This window comes from Pseudomonas sp. o96-267 (genome assembly GCF_003935465.1).
GTDB classification, from domain to species: Bacteria; Pseudomonadota; Gammaproteobacteria; order Pseudomonadales; family Pseudomonadaceae; genus Aquipseudomonas; species Aquipseudomonas sediminis.
In genome coordinates this window covers 20,832-39,280 of sequence record NZ_RHQP01000042.1, presented here as the reverse complement: position 1 = coordinate 39,280, position 18,449 = coordinate 20,832, and the positions used below count along the sequence as shown (strand labels likewise).

At 55.9% G+C, this 18,449-nt stretch carries 16 protein-coding genes and 2 tRNA genes; 1 reads left to right on the top strand and 17 read right to left on the bottom strand.

The window, feature by feature from the left end:
- Positions 1-54: 54 nt before the first annotated feature.
- The 13 genes from drt3b to EGJ86_RS22060 all read right to left on the bottom strand — a co-directional run bounded on the left by drt3b (position 55) and on the right by EGJ86_RS22060 (position 12,559).
- On the bottom strand, positions 55-1,899 hold the full coding sequence (gene drt3b, locus EGJ86_RS22120) for an antiviral reverse transcriptase Drt3b (RefSeq protein WP_125836642.1): 1,845 nt from the start codon (positions 1,897-1,899) through the stop codon (positions 55-57).
- 8 nt (positions 1,900-1,907) lie between these two features.
- Complete coding sequence (gene drt3a, locus EGJ86_RS22115) at positions 1,908-3,191, bottom strand: antiviral reverse transcriptase Drt3a (protein ID WP_125836641.1); 1,284 nt, start codon at positions 3,189-3,191, stop codon at positions 1,908-1,910.
- A 204-nt stretch (positions 3,192-3,395) separates the two neighbouring features.
- Positions 3,396-4,601, bottom strand: a complete 1,206-nt coding sequence (locus EGJ86_RS22110) for a hypothetical protein (protein WP_125836640.1) — start codon at positions 4,599-4,601, stop codon at positions 3,396-3,398.
- A 170-nt stretch (positions 4,602-4,771) separates the two neighbouring features.
- Positions 4,772-4,848: transfer RNA gene (locus tag EGJ86_RS22105), tRNA-Pro, on the bottom strand.
- A 75-nt stretch (positions 4,849-4,923) separates the two neighbouring features.
- Entirely contained in the window at positions 4,924-5,280 is a 357-nt protein-coding gene (locus tag EGJ86_RS22100) for a MerR family transcriptional regulator (RefSeq protein ID WP_013716019.1), read from the bottom strand.
- Positions 5,261-5,563: an integration host factor subunit alpha gene (ihfA, locus tag EGJ86_RS22095; RefSeq protein WP_003243414.1), complete on the bottom strand. Its 303-nt coding sequence runs from the start codon at positions 5,561-5,563 to the stop codon at positions 5,261-5,263. Before ihfA ends, EGJ86_RS22100 begins: the two co-directional genes overlap by 20 nt.
- A gap of 3 nt (positions 5,564-5,566) precedes the next feature.
- Entirely contained in the window at positions 5,567-7,945 is a 2,379-nt protein-coding gene (pheT, locus tag EGJ86_RS22090) for a phenylalanine--tRNA ligase subunit beta (protein ID WP_125836639.1), read from the bottom strand.
- Positions 7,946-7,989: 44 nt separating this feature from the next.
- Positions 7,990-9,006, bottom strand: coding sequence for a phenylalanine--tRNA ligase subunit alpha (gene pheS, locus EGJ86_RS22085; RefSeq protein ID WP_017676600.1), 1,017 nt, complete (start codon positions 9,004-9,006; stop codon positions 7,990-7,992).
- Between the two features lie 96 nt (positions 9,007-9,102).
- Positions 9,103-9,459, bottom strand: coding sequence for a 50S ribosomal protein L20 (gene rplT / locus EGJ86_RS22080; RefSeq protein WP_003461224.1), 357 nt, complete (start codon positions 9,457-9,459; stop codon positions 9,103-9,105).
- A gap of 30 nt (positions 9,460-9,489) precedes the next feature.
- Positions 9,490-9,684 (bottom strand): 50S ribosomal protein L35, encoded by a 195-nt coding sequence (gene rpmI / locus EGJ86_RS22075; RefSeq protein WP_003461222.1) that lies wholly within the window; start codon positions 9,682-9,684, stop codon positions 9,490-9,492.
- A gap of 60 nt (positions 9,685-9,744) precedes the next feature.
- Positions 9,745-10,296 carry a translation initiation factor IF-3 gene (gene infC / locus EGJ86_RS22070; protein ID WP_177345355.1) on the bottom strand — a complete coding sequence of 184 codons (552 nt, stop codon included), beginning with the start codon at positions 10,294-10,296 and terminating at the stop codon, positions 9,745-9,747.
- Complete coding sequence (gene thrS / locus EGJ86_RS22065) at positions 10,296-12,218, bottom strand: threonine--tRNA ligase (RefSeq protein ID WP_125836638.1); 1,923 nt, start codon at positions 12,216-12,218, stop codon at positions 10,296-10,298. The genes infC and thrS overlap by 1 nt, the downstream gene beginning before the upstream one ends.
- A 264-nt stretch (positions 12,219-12,482) precedes the next feature.
- Positions 12,483-12,559 (bottom strand) — tRNA-Val (locus EGJ86_RS22060).
- A 183-nt stretch (positions 12,560-12,742) separates the two neighbouring features.
- On the opposite strand from EGJ86_RS22060, the gene EGJ86_RS22055 reads away from it, so the two are divergent.
- On the top strand, positions 12,743-14,026 hold the full coding sequence (locus EGJ86_RS22055; RefSeq protein WP_125836637.1) for an FAD-binding oxidoreductase: 1,284 nt from the start codon (positions 12,743-12,745) through the stop codon (positions 14,024-14,026).
- Positions 14,027-14,075: 49 nt separating this feature from the next.
- Here the strand turns inward: EGJ86_RS22055 and EGJ86_RS22050 are convergent, their stop codons facing one another.
- From EGJ86_RS22050 to ercA, 4 genes are all read right to left on the bottom strand, one after another.
- A complete protein-coding gene (locus EGJ86_RS22050) occupies positions 14,076-15,029 on the bottom strand; it encodes a PA2778 family cysteine peptidase (protein WP_372237986.1) in 954 nt (317 codons plus the stop codon).
- Positions 15,014-15,421: a PA2779 family protein gene (locus EGJ86_RS22045; RefSeq protein ID WP_125836635.1), complete on the bottom strand. Its 408-nt coding sequence runs from the start codon at positions 15,419-15,421 to the stop codon at positions 15,014-15,016. Before EGJ86_RS22045 ends, EGJ86_RS22050 begins: the two co-directional genes overlap by 16 nt.
- Before the next feature lie 80 nt (positions 15,422-15,501).
- Complete coding sequence (locus EGJ86_RS22040) at positions 15,502-17,226, bottom strand: NahK/ErcS family hybrid sensor histidine kinase/response regulator (protein WP_125836634.1); 1,725 nt, start codon at positions 17,224-17,226, stop codon at positions 15,502-15,504.
- A complete protein-coding gene (ercA, locus tag EGJ86_RS22035; protein WP_125836633.1) occupies positions 17,210-18,373 on the bottom strand; it encodes an alcohol dehydrogenase-like regulatory protein ErcA in 1,164 nt (387 codons plus the stop codon). The genes EGJ86_RS22040 and ercA overlap by 17 nt, the downstream gene beginning before the upstream one ends.
- Between the last annotated feature and the right edge of the window lie 76 nt (positions 18,374-18,449).

Sequence of the window (18,449 nt, the reverse complement as noted above, 5' to 3'; positions counted from 1 at the left end):
GAAGCAGTTGAACACCTGGGTCAGTTTTCAGTCGGCAGAACAGCCTCTACTGGGTCAGTTTTCGGTCAGCGGCAACAGAAGGACTCTATAGAGACTTTTTATCCAAGTAGCCTTCAGCTTATTAGTTACGTAGGGGCAAGCAAGAAGATCCAGTAAAAGGTGAGCCTTTTCACTATTCATCAAAATATCAGAAAGATCAGAAAGCTTTTCCCCTGCCGCAATCAACAACATGTTTCGCAACTCCTGATACATACAGGAATCCCGCACATAAAATAAAGATGAAACAATTGCGAAATATGTCAAACTTCCTGAGCCAACAAAAAGCTTTTCAATAATTTCCGCTGGTAGCAGATGATTATCTCCTAGCTCGCGAGTTGCTAGCGCGATATTAAAAGACTCAAGATGTACAAAACCTTCTATATCACCAGCATGCTCTACCCCAGATTGATCATACAGCAGCGAGCAAGTAAGGTCGAAAATCTTCTGGTGTACAGTTGGATATCCGTCAGCTAGGTATTTCTTGCTGAATCGCGCTGCAAGAATCAGCGATGTACTAAGTTTGTAAGAAGCCCCAACAGAGGGAGCGACGCTATAAAGAAAGAACAATACATCAAGCAGAACAACAAACGCATCAACATACTCATCAGATTCAATAGAACCAGATGAATCATCGTAATTCACCAGTCTCTTGACTCGCTCAGTAATTACAGAAATCAAGAACGAGGCAATCTCATCGTAGGCAGCGTCACTTGAATGGCATAGAGCTTTTACTGAATCAATGTAGCTTTTTGTTAATCTCCATCTATTATGAACCTTTTTGGGGCGAAGCTCCCCTACCCCGACTTGATCCAGGAACTTTTCAAAAAATGAATTAGCTTGCTGGCCCGCATCATAGACGAGTCTTGCCTTGGATGTGGAGAAGGGCCTACCTATGCATGTAGACTTTGCGGCATTCGTGTGGAGATTAAAATCAACTAAAACATCCGCATATTTGTCATGCACCCTATTCGCAACAAGTTCAGTTCTTGCAAATATAAAAACATCATCCACGTAGCGCCGAAACTCATAATCCTGATTAAATTTTAAATCCGAAAGGGATTGAATTACTCGCCGATCTATTTCCTGGAACAGTATCTCAGCAAATACTCTACTCACTTCCGGCCCGATTGGGATCCCGTTGGTTTCATTATGATTTCCATGACGAATAACCCCATCAAATTCTTGGGCAAAAGTTGACGAAACTGAGACATGTGATTTTGTAAATGCTTTATCTTTTACAGCCCAGGACAGGCAGTGCGTATAAATGCTATCGAAGCATTTAGTAACATCAAGCGTCTTTAAGAAAGAAAATCTCTTCTCTAAAACAAGATAATCTCTCGAATTAAAAAACTTATAAAGTCGGTCATATCCGCGATACGAAAAAAATGAAGGGGCATGCTTTGCATACCTATCGGCACCTTCCAGAACAATGGAGCCAGTTTTATACTTATGAATATTCTCCCAAGAACTTTTTGAATAATAGCTACTTGCAACAGCTTTAGGCGCCCGAATAGATGCAGGACTTACAGAGCAATAATGAATCATCAATTGCTCATATTTCTCATAAAAAACTCTTACTTTCCACTGAGAGGCCGGATGCATCAGAGCAAGACGCCTAAAACTCTTTGAATCCTTCTTAATTTTATATGCATATGGAATAGTAGAGTTTGGCGACTTATTGACACCCTCATACAAAATAAGAGAATTAATAATATTACGCTGCACGCATCCGACCCTATCTAGAGCGCCAATCTGATCATAGAGCCCGTCATTCGAAAAAATGATTGGAGTTTCAAATGGAGTGGTCTCAGTAATCAGAACCCTGTTATAGTCGCTGCGACGAATCCGATTTTTCTTCATTTTTCGCCCTAGTAAATCCAGCAGCTCTGGATTTGAGATATTCTTTTTGCAGAGAAATGAATGAAACTACGGTTAAGATGCCCTCTTACAAAACTGAAAGCGAGCAGTTGGCGCTTCTGATGTGCAGAAATCATAGTGTTAGTTATAGAAAAAATTCGACCACTCTTAGAGAGCACAGCATTTCTTAAAAACCTATCTAGCTCTTTAAGTCCAGCAGCACCCTCTGTGACCAGTGGATAGCTATGATATATACCGGCAACTTTCTTACCACCAGCCTTCTGGTTGTAAACACTGAAGTTTCGCGTCAAAAATGCTATCCGATCACGGAGTAACTCCCAATCATTCGACTTGGAAAAGCTTAAAAATGATCGAGTAATTCTTGTTTTTATTCGTTTGATTTTTTTTCTTGCGATATCAACACTAACATTTCGATGCAGGTCACCATCCTTCGCTTTTCCTGCTTCGTGTTTAGTAGGATTTTTTACTACAAACTGATACCCAAGATAATCAAACTGAAGAAGAGCTGGGGCCAAGAAAGAACTTTCCTTCTCCACCCTAGCCGATGCTGTAACAATATTCTTTTTAACGGGATTTAATTCAAGTCCTGGAGGTAGCCACTCGCACATTTCACTCAGAAAAACGATCTCATCTTCTCTTGCAGACGACACAACAATGATGTCATCTACATAGCGTGAATAGTAAAATGTATCTTTGGCTGATCGAACCTTCTGATCGAAACTCCGCATCAAAAATTCCGATAGCACGGCACTAATAGAAAGCCCCCTTGGCACCCCGCTACCTCCAATTGCTGCATGGGAGTCAAGCAGGGATTCAAATAACTTCTTACTATGAGGGCTCAAGCTCTTTATGCCTGTAACAACATCAAGGATGTGGCCTTTCTGAAAAGATTCGAAAAATGATCGAATATCCAGGCGATAGACCCGATAAGGAACTCCTTCCTCTAAAAGGAGCTTGAGATTTTTAACGATCTGAGAACGACCTTCTACAATAACTGAAGTACACCTCTTTAAGTTAAGTCTGAGCTTTCGCTGCACCAACTCATCTTGATGCCTAGCTAAGCGATAAACAGTTTTACCCTTAAGAGGAAAGCTTGTCAGAGTTACTGATGGCGGATCAAAAATGGAAATAGCAGACATTAGCGCCTTACTGACAAGCTGCTCTCGAAAAGCTGCCTGTCCGGAGACAGGAACCCCGACAAAATCACTCTTCCATAGCACGCGCTCAAGGGTTTTTAAGCAGAAAGATTGATCGAATGAAGTTTCTTTCGACATCTAATCCCCTTACAACTCAAATATTTATTTAAGAATGGAGTCTCGTGAACAGCCCTAGTTTCGTGGGCTCCCCCGACCTACCCTATTAGCATATCTGTTTCTGAGCATTTGCCGTCTGCTGTGAGAGATCGACTTGCGCACTACAATTGACAAGACAGAAGAAATTACTAATCAGCACACATGCAAATGAACGATCAGATTCATTTACGTAAACGGGATTGGTTTTCCAAGCATGCCACGTGCAGCAAGAAATTCCTGCTGATAAATCGACATCAGTCCTGAGAGCTCAGAAGCCAGGTAACCTTTTCTACTGAGACCTAACCGCACAAGTGATAAGGCCTCAGCAACTCGCAAGATGACAGCCTGATACCATGCAAACTGCTCGATGCCGTGCTTATCAGCAGCAGCCGAGCGAAGCTTTTCAGACGCCACCACCCTGGATAATTCCAAAAATGATTTGAAGTCAGGACGACCCTTACTTAGTCGCACCCAGTAGCGCAGCAGCCTCATGCGAGATTCGACACCGTTCACGCCAAACTCGCGCCCCCAAAGCTGCCCCAAAAACCTGGTTGCTTTCTGCTCCTGCTGCCAACCTGCAATCCGGGCCAGACGATCAAGCGCAGATTGCATAGGAACACTCCACTCCTGAGCGACCTCATCAAATACAGGTATCAGCTCCTGGAGCGGAATATCATGCGCCATCCCGTCCTGCTCAATCTGCTCCCAGAACTCTATCGTTAAATCCGCCACACACCACGCCAGAAGACGCATCAGTACAGCAAAAGTGTCGACGACGTGCGCACGGTCGAGCACAGAGTCGTCCTCAGCCTCCTTATCAGAGGTGAGAACTGCTAAGCGCTCAAAAAAAGTCTCCCGCATTGCTGGACAGCCAAAACGATTCACTGTCGAGGAGTGCGCATAGGCCTCCCACTGCCTCAACCGACCAAGATCCGGATGAAGCTCTATTGCATTGAGGTGCATCGCCTCCTTGACGAAGCCAATCCAAAATTTCTTAGAGATATCCTGAGAGAAAAAATCACTGGCAAACAATCCAGCCCATTCATTGCCGGGAGGCCAAAGGTAATCCAGATCGAGAAATTCAGAGAGAGCGCCAGCCATCCCTCTGCTCTGTGCTGCCCGCATCATTCGAATAGAAGCGCTACGCCCAAGACGCGCGCCGGGACTGCCCCAGGCCTTGGATATCGTCTTGGCGACAGGCAAGAATGGCATTTCAGCCCTCATTCCATCCCAAACCGCCTCACGTGATGTATGCAGCAGCTTGTAGACATTACTGAGGGGCGGCAGCAATAGACTGTTTCGAACCAGCCGGACTGACTTCTCAACATCATCCATGGATTGGAGGTGCTCATAGAGCTCCTCTGGCGACAGAGATGCGAACAGGCTATCCATGCAGCTTCCTTGACCAAAACCGTTGAGGGGTAGGCATCACCTGGTCGGCGTACTAAGAAAGCACCCGGCGTCCAAGAGAGGGGTTTTGCTGGAATTTTGCTGGAATTTTGCCGAGGGCAGAAATAAAAAAATCCAGACACCGCTAAGTGACTGGATTTTTTAGGGTTTTTTGGTCGGGACGGAGTGATTCGAACACTCGACCCCTTGCACCCCATGCAAGTGCGCTACCGGGCTGCGCTACGCCCCGACAATGCTTCCGGATGACCGAAAGCGGGAAGAACTATACATTAAGCTTTTGAAATAAGGCAACTTTTTCTTGGCCCTACTTCTTCAGCACGTGCAAAACGTCCTCGAGCTCGGCGATCATCTGTTTGATCAACTGACGATACTGAGTGGTGTCGTCTTTGGCTTCGTCACCAGAAAGGCGCTGACGTGCGCCACCGATGGTGAAGCCTTGATCGTACAGAAGCGCACGAATCTGCCGAATCATCAGCACATCCTGACGCTGGTAATAGCGACGGTTGCCCCGCCGTTTTACCGGATTCAGCTGTGGGAATTCCTGCTCCCAGTAACGTAGAACGTGGGGCTTGACCGCGCAGAGTTCACTGACCTCACCAATGGTGAAGTAGCGTTTGCCGGGAATTGCCGGTAGTTCGTCGTTATGACTTGGTTCCAGCATAGGCCTCGACCCTGGCTTTCAATTTTTGCCCTGGACGAAAAGTGACCACACGGCGAGCCGTGATTGGAATCTCTTCCCCTGTTTTCGGGTTACGGCCGGGTCGCTGGCGCTTATCGCGCAAGTCGAAGTTGCCGAACCCGGACAGCTTGACCTGTTCGTTCAGCTCAAGAGCCTGGCGGATCTCTTCAAAAAACAGCTCCACCAGTTCCTTGGCTTCTCGTTTGTTCAGGCCGAGCTCTTCATACAGACGTTCCGCCATCTCAGCTTTCGTCAGAGCCCCCATACGCTACTTCCTTAACGTGGCGTTGAACCTTTGTTCGAGGCAGGTGAGGATATTTTGCGTAGTAGTACTCACCTCATCGTCATTAAGAGTGCGCGATGGATGTTGCCAGGTCAAGCCGACGGCAAGGCTTTTTCTAAGCGGATCAATGCCTTTACCGTGATAGACGTCAAATAGCTTGAGGTCTGTCAGCCATTCTCCCGCCGTTTCACGGATTGCGCCCAGCACAGCCTCGGCCGGCTGCTCGCGATCGACCAGCAGCGCCAGGTCGCGACGCACTTCAGGGAAGCGCGACAACTCGCTGAACGCCGGCATGCGGCCAGCAGCCACTTCAGCCAGCACCAGCTCGAAGAGAAACACCGACTGATCCAGGCCCAATGTCTTGGTGAGCTCAGGATGCAGAGCCCCCATGAAACCGACCAGGCGCCCTTCCCGTTCGATGCGAGCAGTCTGGCCCGGATGCAGAGCAGGATGCTCGCCCGGCACGAAGCTGAAAGCATCAGCTGCACCGGCATAACCCAGCAGCGCCTCGACATCGGCCTTCAGATCATAGAAGTCGACGCTATCACGACTGTTGGCCCAACCTTCGGGCAGGCGGCTGCCGGTGATCACGCCAGCGAGCATGGCCTCTTGCTGCAGACCTTCCAGCTGACCAACAAAACGCAGGCCGCTCTCGAACAGACGCACGCGCGACTGCTGGCGATTGAGGTTGTGCTGTAGTGCCTTGACCAGACCCGGCCACAGCGAGGAACGCATGGCGGCCATATCGGCAGAGATCGGATTGGCCAGTTGCAGCGGCTCTACGCCTGGAGTGAACAGTTCGAAGAGCTTCGGGTCGATGAAGCTGTAGGTAATCGCTTCCTGATAACCACGGGCGACTAGTAAACGGCGCAGCGCCGGCAGCTCGCCACGCGCTTCTGCCTTGGTCTGCGGCGCCAGGCGAGCTTGCGGGTAACGCACGGGCAGACGGTTGTAGCCATACAGGCGACCCAGCTCTTCGATCAGGTCCACTTCTAGGCTGATGTCGAAGCGATGACTCGGCACGCTGACCAGCCACTGGCCGGCACCCTGAGCGCTGACGCCCAGCCCCAGTGCAGTGAGCAGACGCTCGACCTCGGCGCCGTCCATGTCCATGCCCAACATCTGGCTGATACGCTCGGCACGCAGAGTGATCGGCGCCACGCTCGGCAGGTCCGCCTCGCTACTCGCCTCGATGATCGGGCCTGCTTCGCCGCCGACGATTTCCAGCAGCAGCGCAGTAGCACGCTCTATTGCCTTGCGTGCCAGCTGCGAGTCCACACCACGTTCGAAGCGGTGCGACGCGTCAGTATGCAAGCCGTAGGAACGAGCCTTACCAGCGACAGCGATATTGTCGAAGAAGGCGCTTTCTAGGAACAGATCGCGGGTATTGTCGCTCACACCGCTATGCTCACCGCCCATCACGCCGGCGATGGCCAGCGCGCGGCCATGATCAGCGATGACGAGAGTATCGGCACGCAGGCTGACTTCCTGAGCGTCGAGCAACACCAGCTTCTCGCCCTCTTCAGCCATGCGCACGCGAATGCCGCCATTGATTTCGGCGAGGTCGAAGGCGTGCATCGGCTGGCCCAGCTCGAGCATCACGTAGTTGGTGATGTCCACCGCCGCATCGATACTGCGAATATCGGAACGACGCAGGCGCTCGACCATCCACAGCGGGGTCGGGCGAGACAGGTCAACGTTACGCACCACGCGACCGAGGTAACGCGGGCAAGCCTTGGGCGCGAGCACCTCGACAGGACGCACTTCGTCATGCGCAGGCGCAACGGCGTCGATAGCGACTGGCGAAACGGAAGCGCTGTACATGGCGCCGACTTCCCGAGCCAGACCGGCGAGCGACAGGCAGTCACCACGGTTAGGGGTCAGGCCGATCTCGATGCTGGCGTCGTCCAGTTGCAGGTAGGAGCGAATGTCGTTACCTACCGGCGCATCGGCCGCCAGTTCCATCAGGCCGCTGTTGTCGTCACTGATCTGCAGCTCGGAAGCCGAGCACAGCATGCCCTGGGATTCGACACCGCGCAGTTTGGCCTTCTTGATCTTGAAGTCGCCCGGCAGTTCGGCACCGATCATGGCGAACGGAATCTTGATGCCGGTACGGGCATTGGGCGCGCCGCAGACGACCTGGAAGGTCTCGGCACCATTGCTCACCTGGCATACGCGCAGCTTGTCAGCGTCCGGGTGTTGTTCGGCGCTGAGGATCTCACCGACCACGATGCCACTGAAGGCGCCGGCCACCGGTTGTACCGCGTCGACTTCGAGGCCGACCATGGACAGGCGTGCGACCAGATCCTCGCGGGATACGTCGGGATTCACCCAACTGCGCAGCCATTGCTCACTGAATTTCATGTTGTCTGTTCTCCTTAAACGAATTCGATCACGAGGGGCGGCTGCTAGCGAAATTGCGCCAGGAACCGCAGGTCGTTATCGAAGAACAGGCGCAAGTCATTGACGCCATAGCGCAGCATGGCCAGGCGCTCGACACCCATGCCGAAGGCGAAGCCGGAGTATTTCTCCGGATCGATGCCACTCATGCGCAGCACGTTCGGGTGGACCATGCCGCAGCCCATCACTTCCAGCCAACCGGTCTGCTTGCACACGCGGCAGCCCTTGCCGCTGCACATCACGCACTGCATGTCGACTTCGGCCGACGGCTCGGTGAAGGGGAAGAAGGATGGACGGAAACGCACACCCAGTGGTTTTTCGAAGAACACGCGGAGGAATTCCTCGATGGTGCCCTTGAGGTCAGCGAAGCTGATGTCCTCGTCGACCAGCAGGCCTTCGACCTGGTGGAACATCGGCGAGTGGGTGATATCGGAGTCGCAGCGATACACACGACCAGGGCAAACGATACGGATCGGCGGCTGCTGCGATTCCATGGTGCGCACCTGCACCGGCGAGGTGTGGGTGCGTAGCAGCATGTTCGCGTTGAAATAGAAGGTGTCGTGCATCGCCCGCGCCGGGTGGTGGCCAGGGATGTTGAGCGCCTCGAAGTTGTGGTAGTCGTCTTCGACTTCCGGACCCTCAGCCACGTTGTAGCCGATATGGGTGAAGAACTGCTCGACACGCTCGAGCGTGCGAGTGACCGGGTGCAGACCACCGGATGCCTGGCCACGACCAGGCAGGGTCACGTCAATCCGCTCGGACGCCAGCTTCTCGGCGAGCAGGGCCTGCTCAAGCACGGATTTGCGGGCATTCAGGGCGTCTTGCACTTGATTCTTGGCAGTGTTGATCAGGGCGCCAGCCTGTGGCCGCTCTTCGGCCGACAGCTTGCCCAGAGTCTGCATCAGGGCGGTCAGTTCGCCTTTCTTGCCAAGGTACTGAACCCGGAGCTGTTCCAGGGCATTGACATCTTCACTTCGTTGCACGGCCTCAAGCGCTTGCGAGACCAATGCATCCAGATTTTCCATTTACAGACTCCAGATACGAAATAGGGGAAGAGCTGTTAAGGCTCTTCCCCTATCTTTGACGTTGCCACCGGGCGAACCCGGTGATTGTCGGGGGACTTAAGCCAGAACGGCCTTAGCTTTCTCGACAATCGCAGCAAACGCCGCTTTTTCGTTCACTGCCAGATCAGCCAGAACCTTACGGTCGATTTCGATCGACGCTTTCTTCAGGCCAGCGATCAGACGGCTGTAGGACAGACCGTTGACGCGAGCACCAGCGTTGATACGAGCGATCCACAGTGCGCGGAACTGACGTTTTTTCTGACGACGGTCACGGTAGGCATATTGACCAGCCTTGATGACAGCCTGCTTGGCAACACGGAACACGCGCGAACGAGCGCCGTAGTAGCCTTTAGCCAGTTTCAGAATCTTTTTGTGACGAGCACGAGCGATAACGCCACGCTTAACACGAGCCATGAGTAATTACCTCTAAGTATCTTGACCGAATTAACGAACGCGCAGCATGCGCTCGACTTTAGCTTTGTCCGACGGACCGATCAGCGAACTGCCACGCAGCTGGCGCTTACGTTTCGTGGACATCTTGGTCAGGATGTGGCTCTTGAAAGCGTGCTTGTGCTTGAAGCCTGTAGCAGTCTTCAGGAAGCGCTTTGCAGCACCGCTCTTGGTTTTCATTTTTGGCATGTTTTGTACTCCGCATTCATTAACTACTGATAACCATCAGGCCTGCCAGTGCCCGGTAGATTATTTACGCTTCTTGGGTGCGATAACCATCATCAGCTGGCGTCCTTCCAGCTTAGGATGCTGTTCTACGGTGCCAAGCTCGATCAGGTCTTGTTCGACCCGCTTGAGCAGCTCCATACCCAGCTCCTGGTGAGCCATCTCACGACCGCGGAATCTCAGAGATACCTTGGCCTTGTCCCCATCTTCAAGGAAACGTACCAGGTTGCGTAGTTTTACCTGGTAATCCCCTTCTTCCGTCCCTGGACGAAACTTGATTTCTTTGATCTGCTGCTGGTGCTGATTCTTCTTGGCGATAGCAGCCTGCTTCTTCTTCTCGAACAGGTGCTTGCCGTAGTCCATGATGCGGCAAACGGGTGGCACTGCATCAGCTGAGATCTCTACCAGATCCAGCTTGGCTTCTTCAGCCACGCGCAATGCCTCATCGATCGAAACAATACCGACCTGCTCGCCGTCAGCGCCAATCAGGCGCACTTCGCGAGCGGTGATGTTTTCGTTGATCGGCGCCTTAGGGGCGGCCCGCTTGTCCTGTCTCATTTCACGCTTAATAGTTATTACTCCAAATCTTGGCGACCACGCCGGGAAACCGCTTGCTGCAACTGTGCGGCGAACTGCTCGATGGGCAGAGAGCCCAGATCGACGCCTTCACGGGTACGGACAGCAACGGATCGAGTCTCGACCTCCCGATCTCCAATAACCAAGAGATAGGGAACCTTGAGCAAGGTATGCTCGCGGATTTTAAAGCCGATCTTTTCGTTTCTCAAGTCAACCTTGGCACGAAAACCGCTTTGATTGAGAGTTTTCTCGACTTCACGGGCAAAATCGGCCTGCTTGTCGGTGATATTCATGATCACCGCCTGGATCGGAGCGAGCCAAGCCGGGAAGGAACCGGCGTAGTGCTCGATCAGCATACCGATGAAGCGCTCGAACGAACCGAGGATCGCGCGGTGCAACATGACCGGGCGTTTGCGGTTGTTGTCTTCGGCGATGTAGCTGGCATCCAGACGCTCAGGCAGGTTCGGATCGTACTGCAGCGTACCGCACTGCCAGTTACGACCCAGGCAGTCACGCAGGGTGAACTCAATCTTCGGACCGTAGAAGGCGCCCTCGCCCGGCTGATATTCCCAGGCCAGGCCGGATTCGTTCAGCGCTTCGGCCAGCGCGCCCTCGGCGCGATCCCACAACTCATCGGAGCCCACGCGCTTGGCCGGGCGAGTCGATAGCTTCATGGCGATATCGGTGAAGCCGAAGTCCGAGTAGACCTGCAGGGTCAGCTTGATGAAATCGGCCGCTTCCTTCTTCACCTGATCTTCAGTGCAGAAGATATGCGCATCGTCCTGCACGAAGCCACGCACACGCATGATGCCGTGCAGCGCGCCGGACGGCTCATTGCGGTGGCAAGCACCGAACTCGGCCAGGCGCAGCGGCAGGTCGCGGTAGGACTTCAGGCCCTGGTTGAAGATCTGCACGTGGCACGGGCAGTTCATCGGCTTCACCGCGTAGTCGCGGTTTTCTGAAGCCGTGGTGAACATGTTTTCAGCGTAGTTGGACCAGTGCCCGGAACGCTCCCACAGGATGCGATCGACCACCTGCGGCGTGCGCACCTCCACATAGCCGTTCTCGCGCTGCACCTGACGCATGTACTGCTCCAGCACCTGGTAGACAGTCCAGCCATTGGGGTGCCAGAAAACCATGCCCGGCGCTTCTTCCTGCAGGTGGAACAGATCCAGCTGCTTGCCGATGCGACGGTGATCGCGTTTTTCAGCCTCTTCGATGCGCTGGATATAAGCAGCCAGCTGCTTCTTGTCCGCCCAGGCAGTGCCGTAAACACGCTGCAGTTGCTCGTTCTTCGAGTCACCGCGCCAGTAAGCACCGGAAATACGGGTTAGCTTGAATGCCTTGAGGAAGCGCGTGTTCGGCACGTGCGGACCACGGCACATGTCGACGTACTCTTCATGGAAGTACAGACCCATGGCCGTTTCGTCCGGCATGTCGTCGATCAGACGCAGCTTGTATTCCTCGCCACGGGACTTGAACAGCTCGATGACCTCGGCGCGCGGAGTCATCTTCTTGATGACGTCGTAGTCCTTCTCGATCAACTCGGCCATGCGCTTTTCGATGGCTGCCATGTCTTCTGGCGTGAAAGGACGATCGATGGCGATGTCGTAATAGAAGCCTTCGTCAATGACTGGCCCGATCACCATCTTGGCGTTCGGATACAGCTGCTTGACTGCATGCCCAACCAGGTGAGCACAGGAGTGGCGGATGATCTCCAGCCCCTCTTCGTCCTTCGGCGTGATGATCTGCAAGGTGGCATCGGTATCGATCACGTCACAGGCATCGACCTGCTTGCCGTTTACCTTGCCAGCCAGAGTGGCCTTGGCCAGACCCGCACCAATGGATTGAGCAACCTCCAGCACGGATACCGGATGATCGAACGAACGTTGACTGCCGTCGGGAAGAGTAATGATGGGCATGGCGCCTCCTCTCCTAGTGGTGACCCCTACCAAAGGTCACGTGGGTTGGGATGAGCCAGGAAGCGATTCGGCGGTATACCCGCCTAACAATGGCAGGAGCCCAAAGGCCAACCAGACCGAACCAAGTCACTGGAAGTAAAGAGTGCGGATGCTTTCAGAAAGCCTGAGCCCTGACAAGCAACCATTTGCAACAAACACGCAAAGCCTGCTCGAAAAATTCGAGCAATAAAAAAGGGGTCGCTTAGCGACCCCTTTTTATCGATTTGGTAGGCACAATTGGACTCGAACCAACGACCCCCACCATGTCAAGGTGGTGCTCTAACCAACTGAGCTATGTGCCTTCGATGGGTGCGCATTCTACGCAGATCTTTTTGGCCGTCAACAGATTTTTTCGCTAACTCACTGAAATAGGCCAATTTTTTATCGAAATCGGATCGTTGAATATTTTGCACGGGCACTAGCCGGCTATTTTCAACTCAGGTAGCATCGAATCATTCGTAAAAAATAAAGAACAGAGGTTCAAGATGGCGCACACGGCATATCCACAATCCTATTACGCCGCTTCAGCCAACCCCGTCCCGCAACGCCCTGCCCTGCAAGGCGAGGTGGACACCGATGTGTGCATCATCGGCGCGGGTTACACCGGCCTGTCCACTGCACTGTTTCTGCTGGAAAACGGTTTCAAGGTCAGCATCGTCGAGGCGGCCAAGGTTGGCTTTGGCGCTTCCGGCCGCAACGGCGGGCAGATCGTCAACAGCTACAGCCGCGACATCGACGTGATCGAACGCACGGTCGGCCCCAAGCAGGCGCAACTGCTCGGGCAGATGGCGTTCGAGGGCGGCCGCATCATTCGTGAGCGCATCGCCAAGTACGACATCCAGTGCGACCTGAAGGATGGCGGCGTATTCGCCGCGCTGACCAGCAAGCAGATGGGCCACCTGGAATCGCAGAAGAAGCTGTGGGAGCGCTACGGCCATACCCAGCTGGAGCTGATGGACGCCAAGCGTATTCGCGAAGTGGTTGCTACCGAGAATTATGTCGGCGGCATGCTAGACATGAGCGGTGGGCATATCCATCCGCTAAACCTGGCTTTGGGTGAAGCCGCTGCAGTGGAATCGCTGGGCGGGGTGATCTATGAACAGTCCCCGGCCACGCGCATCGAGCGCGGCGCCAACCCGGTGGTGCACACTCCGGAAGGCCGTATCAAAGCCAAATTCGTGGTGGTCGCCGGTAACGCCTACCTGGGCAATCTGGTGCCGGAGCTGGCCTCCAAATCGATGCCGTGCGGCACTCAGGTGATCACTACCGAGCCACTGTCCGATGAGGTCGCCGCAAGCCTGCTGCCGCAGGACTACTGCGTGGAAGACTGCAACTACCTGCTCGACTACTACCGCCTGACTGGCGACAAGCGCCTGATCTACGGCGGTGGCGTGGTCTACGGCGCGCGCGACCCGGCCAACATCGAAGCGATCATCCGGCCGAAGATGCTCAAGACCTTCCCGCAACTGAAGGACGTGAAGATCGACTTCGCCTGGACCGGCAACTTCCTGCTGACGCTGTCGCGCCTGCCGCAGGTCGGTCGTATCGGCGACAACATCTACTACTCGCAAGGTTGCAGCGGCCATGGCGTGACCTACACGCACCTGGCAGGCAAGGTTCTGGCAGAAGCACTGCGCGGCCAGGCCGAGCGTTTCGATGCCTTCGCCGGGTTGCCGCACTACCCCTTCCCTGGCGGGCGGATGTTCCAGGTACCCTTCAGCGCCCTCGGCGCTTGGTACTACACGCTGCGTGACAAGCTCGGCGTGTAATCCCGTCCATCAAAGAAAACGGCGCCCTCGGGCGCCGTTTTCTTTTGCATCACGGACAGGTCGGCAAGACCTGACACTGCCCTCCAGAACCACTGGCTTTCGGCGATGCGGCGAAGCGCCCATCCTCCGGCGCCAGACGCTGTGCGCAGGCCTGGGCCTGCTGCGCCTCAGCAGCACACCCCTGCTCACCCAGTACTTGCGACAGGTTGAACCAACCCGCAGCAAAACCCGGCTCGCGCTTGAGACTTTCACGCAATGCCTGCTCGGCGCCCTTGCGGTCGCCATCGGCATAGCGGCTGTTGCTCAGGGCGAACCAGGGCAATGACTGCTCCGGCCAGGCCTCGGCAGCGCGGCGATAGGCGCGCCGAGCCGGCTGAGCATTGCCAGTTTGCTCAAGGTCGTTGGCAGCCTTCATCCAGACATGCATGTCGGCCTGTGCCGGCAAGCGTTCCGGTGGCAGGGTCACTACCGCCCAGCGACCACCGCGTGCCCAGGTTCTGTCGAAGCTGTTGAAGCTGTCTTCGAGCCTGCGCGTGGTGGCCGAGCGCAAAATCAGCGTGCGCTCGCGGCGGTCGTAACCCACCACCACCGCGAAGTGCCATTGCGGATACCAGTCGAATGCCAGGTTCTGCAGCACCAGCACCGGGTTGCCGGCGGCCACCTCGGCGAGCACCGCCTCCAGGCGTGGCTGCAACGGATACACCAGCATTTCGTGATTGCGTGCGGCGGCGACCATCTCCACCTGCAGGCTGCCTTCACGGCTGGGGATGTAGACCTTGTCCTTGAGCGCACCGGGCGTAGTCAGCACGCCACGCTGGTTGAGCATGGTGGCCAAAGCGGCCGGGCCGCACTGATAGGCGTCCTGGGGGAAGAAGGGAACGTCGGTGAGTTCCACCCGCTCAGGCAAACGCTCGCCCACCGGTGATAACACCGGGGAGCGAGCGCAGGCTGTGAGTAGAACGATCGATGCGATACAGCAGAGGCGAATCAGCGATTTATGCATTTGACGAAATTGAAGATGTTGGTGGCGCACAGCATATCAGTGATGATGAAGATCACCAGAAACAACACGATGATACCGACAACACCCGCACCGGCTGGTGCCTGATCCAACTGCTGGTTGAACTGCACCAGTTCGGCCGGGGTCAGGCTGGCGATACGCGACTCGACCTGATCACGGTCGACGCCCATCGATACCAGTTTCTCCTTCACCTGCTCGTCATCGAGCATCGCCATCAACTGTTCCTGATCCACCTTGTGCTGCTGCTCGGCGATCACCTCGTGAGTGCCGACCATCGCCGCATTCGCGGCAGGAATCTGCACCACCAGCAGCAGGTGAAACAGCGCAGTAATAGCTGCCAGACGGCGCATAACGGGGTTCATGGAAATTGTCATTGTGGTTATCTCCTGAGGGACGAGGTAGCCAATAGACAGCATCCAAATCGCCCAGGTTCACTCCACCAGTCTGCGCGCGTTCACGTTTCCATCAAAAGCTGGCTGAGCACCGCACGCAGCTTGCCTGGTTTGACCGGTTTGTTCAGCAAAGGCGCACCCAGTGCCTGCAATTCGCGACGACAGTCATCGCTGCGATCAGCGCTGATGATCAGCGCCGGAATCGGCCTGGAAAACTCATCACGTAGCTGCTGAATCACCTGACAACCGAGCACGCCGTGATCGAGGTGAAAATCCGCCAGAATCACCTCTGGCGCTCTGCCCTGCAGACGCTGCAGGGCCTCGTTCAAATCGACAGCCGTCACCACCTCGCAGCCCCACTGCCCGAGCAGCGCCTGCATGCTGTGCAGGATGTCGACTTCGTTATCGATCACCAACAGGCGCCTCCCCGGCAGGGGGTTGCCGAGGACCGGCTGCGCCACGGACAGCACCTGGCGCTGCGGCTTGGCATGCGCCAGCGGCACGCGGATGCTGAAGACCGACCCACGCCCCGGTTGCGAGCGCACCTGCACCGGGTAGCCCAGCATGCGCGCGATGCGCTCGACAATGGCCAGGCCCAGGCCGACACCCTTGCGCTCGGCCGCACGCCCGACCTCAAGCTGGCTGAACTCGAGAAAGATGTTGTCCAGTTGATCGGCCGCGATGCCGCGCCCGCTATCCCACACCTGCAACTCGACAAACTCGCCACGGCGCCGCGCACCAAGCAGCACGCCGCCACGCTCGGTGTAACGGCAGGCGTTGCTGAGGAAATTGCGCAGGATGCGCGTCAGCAAGCGGAAATCGGTATGCACCGCATAACTGGCAATTCGCGCGCGCAGGCGCAAACCACTGGCCGACGCCACGCTGTCGAACTCAGACGCCAGCGGAGCGAGCAACTCCTCAAGGCGATAGACATCGAGATCCGGCTTGATCGCCGCCTGATCCAGCTTGGAAATATCCAGCAGATCCGCCAGCAGATCCTCGGCGCCTTCCAGGGCCAGGTGACTGCGCTCCACCAGATTCTGCTCGGCGCTCGGCAACTCGCGCTCACGCAATGTGGAGATCAGCAAACGCGCGGCATTCAGCGGTTGCAACAGATCGTGGCTGGCTGCGGCCAGGTACTTGTCCTTGCTATGGTTGGCCGCTTCGGCCGCGTCACGCGCCTCGCGCAGGGCCAGTTCGATGCGCTCGCGCTCCTCGATCTGCCGATGCAGGTTGCGGTTGGATTCGAGCAGCTCGAAGGTACGCGCCGCGACGCGGCGCTCCAGTTCGTCATTGAGTTGTTGCAGGCGCTGCTGCGCCTGCTTGCGCTCGGTGATATCAGCGACGAAGCCTTCGAAGATGCCCTCGCCTTCAGGCTTGAGCAGCAGGTTCATCAGCACGTCGATGGTGCTGCCATCGCGCCTGCGCAGGCGCGTCTCGTAGCCGAGCAGAGCCTGGCCCTGGCTCAGCCCCTGGCGAATCACCTCCAGCTCGTCGAAGCCGCCCACGAACAGGTGCCGAGCCAGATCGCCCGGCGACCACAGCACCTGCTGCGGGTCGTCATAACCGAGCATGCGCGCCATCGCCGGATTGGCCGCCAGTACACCGTCCTGCAGGCTGGCCTGGATGATCCCGTGCACGGCGTGTTCGAACAGCCATTTATAGCGATTGCGCTCAACTTCCAGCTCTTCCAGGCGCGCCAGCAGCTCGGGGTAATGACTCTTGCGCGCCGACTGGCTGCCGAGCCCCAGCAGCCCGGCAAGCGCTTCGTCAGAGCGCCTCGCCATACACCACCTCGACATCACGCTGGGTCGATTCACGCGGATTGGTGAGGATGCACGGGTCGTCCATCGCATGGCTGGACAAGAACGGAATGTCAGAGGTACTGACGCCGTGCAGACTGAGCGTCTCACGGAAGCCCATGGCGTGCTTGAAGGCGATCAGGTGCTCGACCAGGCGCTGGCGAATCTGCGCATGGTTGAGCCCACGGCAGTCGATGCCGAGGGTTTCGGCGATGACCTTGAAACGCTCCGGCGCCGCGCTGTAATTGAACGCCACCACGTGCTCGACCAGCACCGCATTGCACAGGCCGTGCGGCAAGTCGAGGTAGCCACCGAGGCTGTGACTCATGGCATGCACCGCGCCAAGAATCGCGTTGGAGAACGCCAGACCAGCCTGCATGCTGCCGAGCATGATCTTCTCGCGCAGGGCGATATCGCCCGGGTTGGCGATCATCTGCACCAGGTTGCCGTTGATCAGGCGCATGGCTTCCAGCGCGTGCGGGTCGGTCAGCGGGCCGTGGCCAGTGGAAACGAACGCTTCGATGGCGTGCACCATGGCGTCGATGCCGGTGCAGGCCGACAAGAACGGATCCATGCTCAGGGTGGTTTCCGGATCAATCAGCGACACGTCCGGCACCACTGCCTTGCTGACGATGGAGAACTTCATCCGCTCCTGCTGGTTGGAGATGATCACGAACTGCGACACGTCGGCCGAGGTGCCGGCGGTGGTCGGGATCAGGATCAGCGGAGGGCTGGGCACGCGAATGGTGTCCACGCCTTCGAATTCGAGAATGCTGCGACCGTGGGCGACGACGATACCGATGCCCTTGGCGCAGTCCATCGGGCTGCCGCCACCGACCGCGACAATGGCGTTGCAACCTTCGCTGCGATACAGCTCGGCGCCCTCCATCACCTCTTCCACGCGCGGGTTGGGCGACACCTTGGTGTACAGGCAGTAGGCGATGCCCTGGGCCTGCAAGCTGGCCTCGACGTCGCCAGCCCAGCCCGCAGCAACCACACCGGGATCGGAGACGACCAGCACCTTGCGTGCACCGAAGGTCTTGGCGTAATTGCCGACGTTATGCCGGGAGCCGGCGCCAAAGATGATCTCGGGGGAAACGAACTTTCGCAGCTGATTCAATTCGTGGCTCATACAACGGCCTGAAATTTATTGTTATGGAATGGCGATCAGCCTACTGCATTGCCGGGTTAATGCAATGCGACCTGCG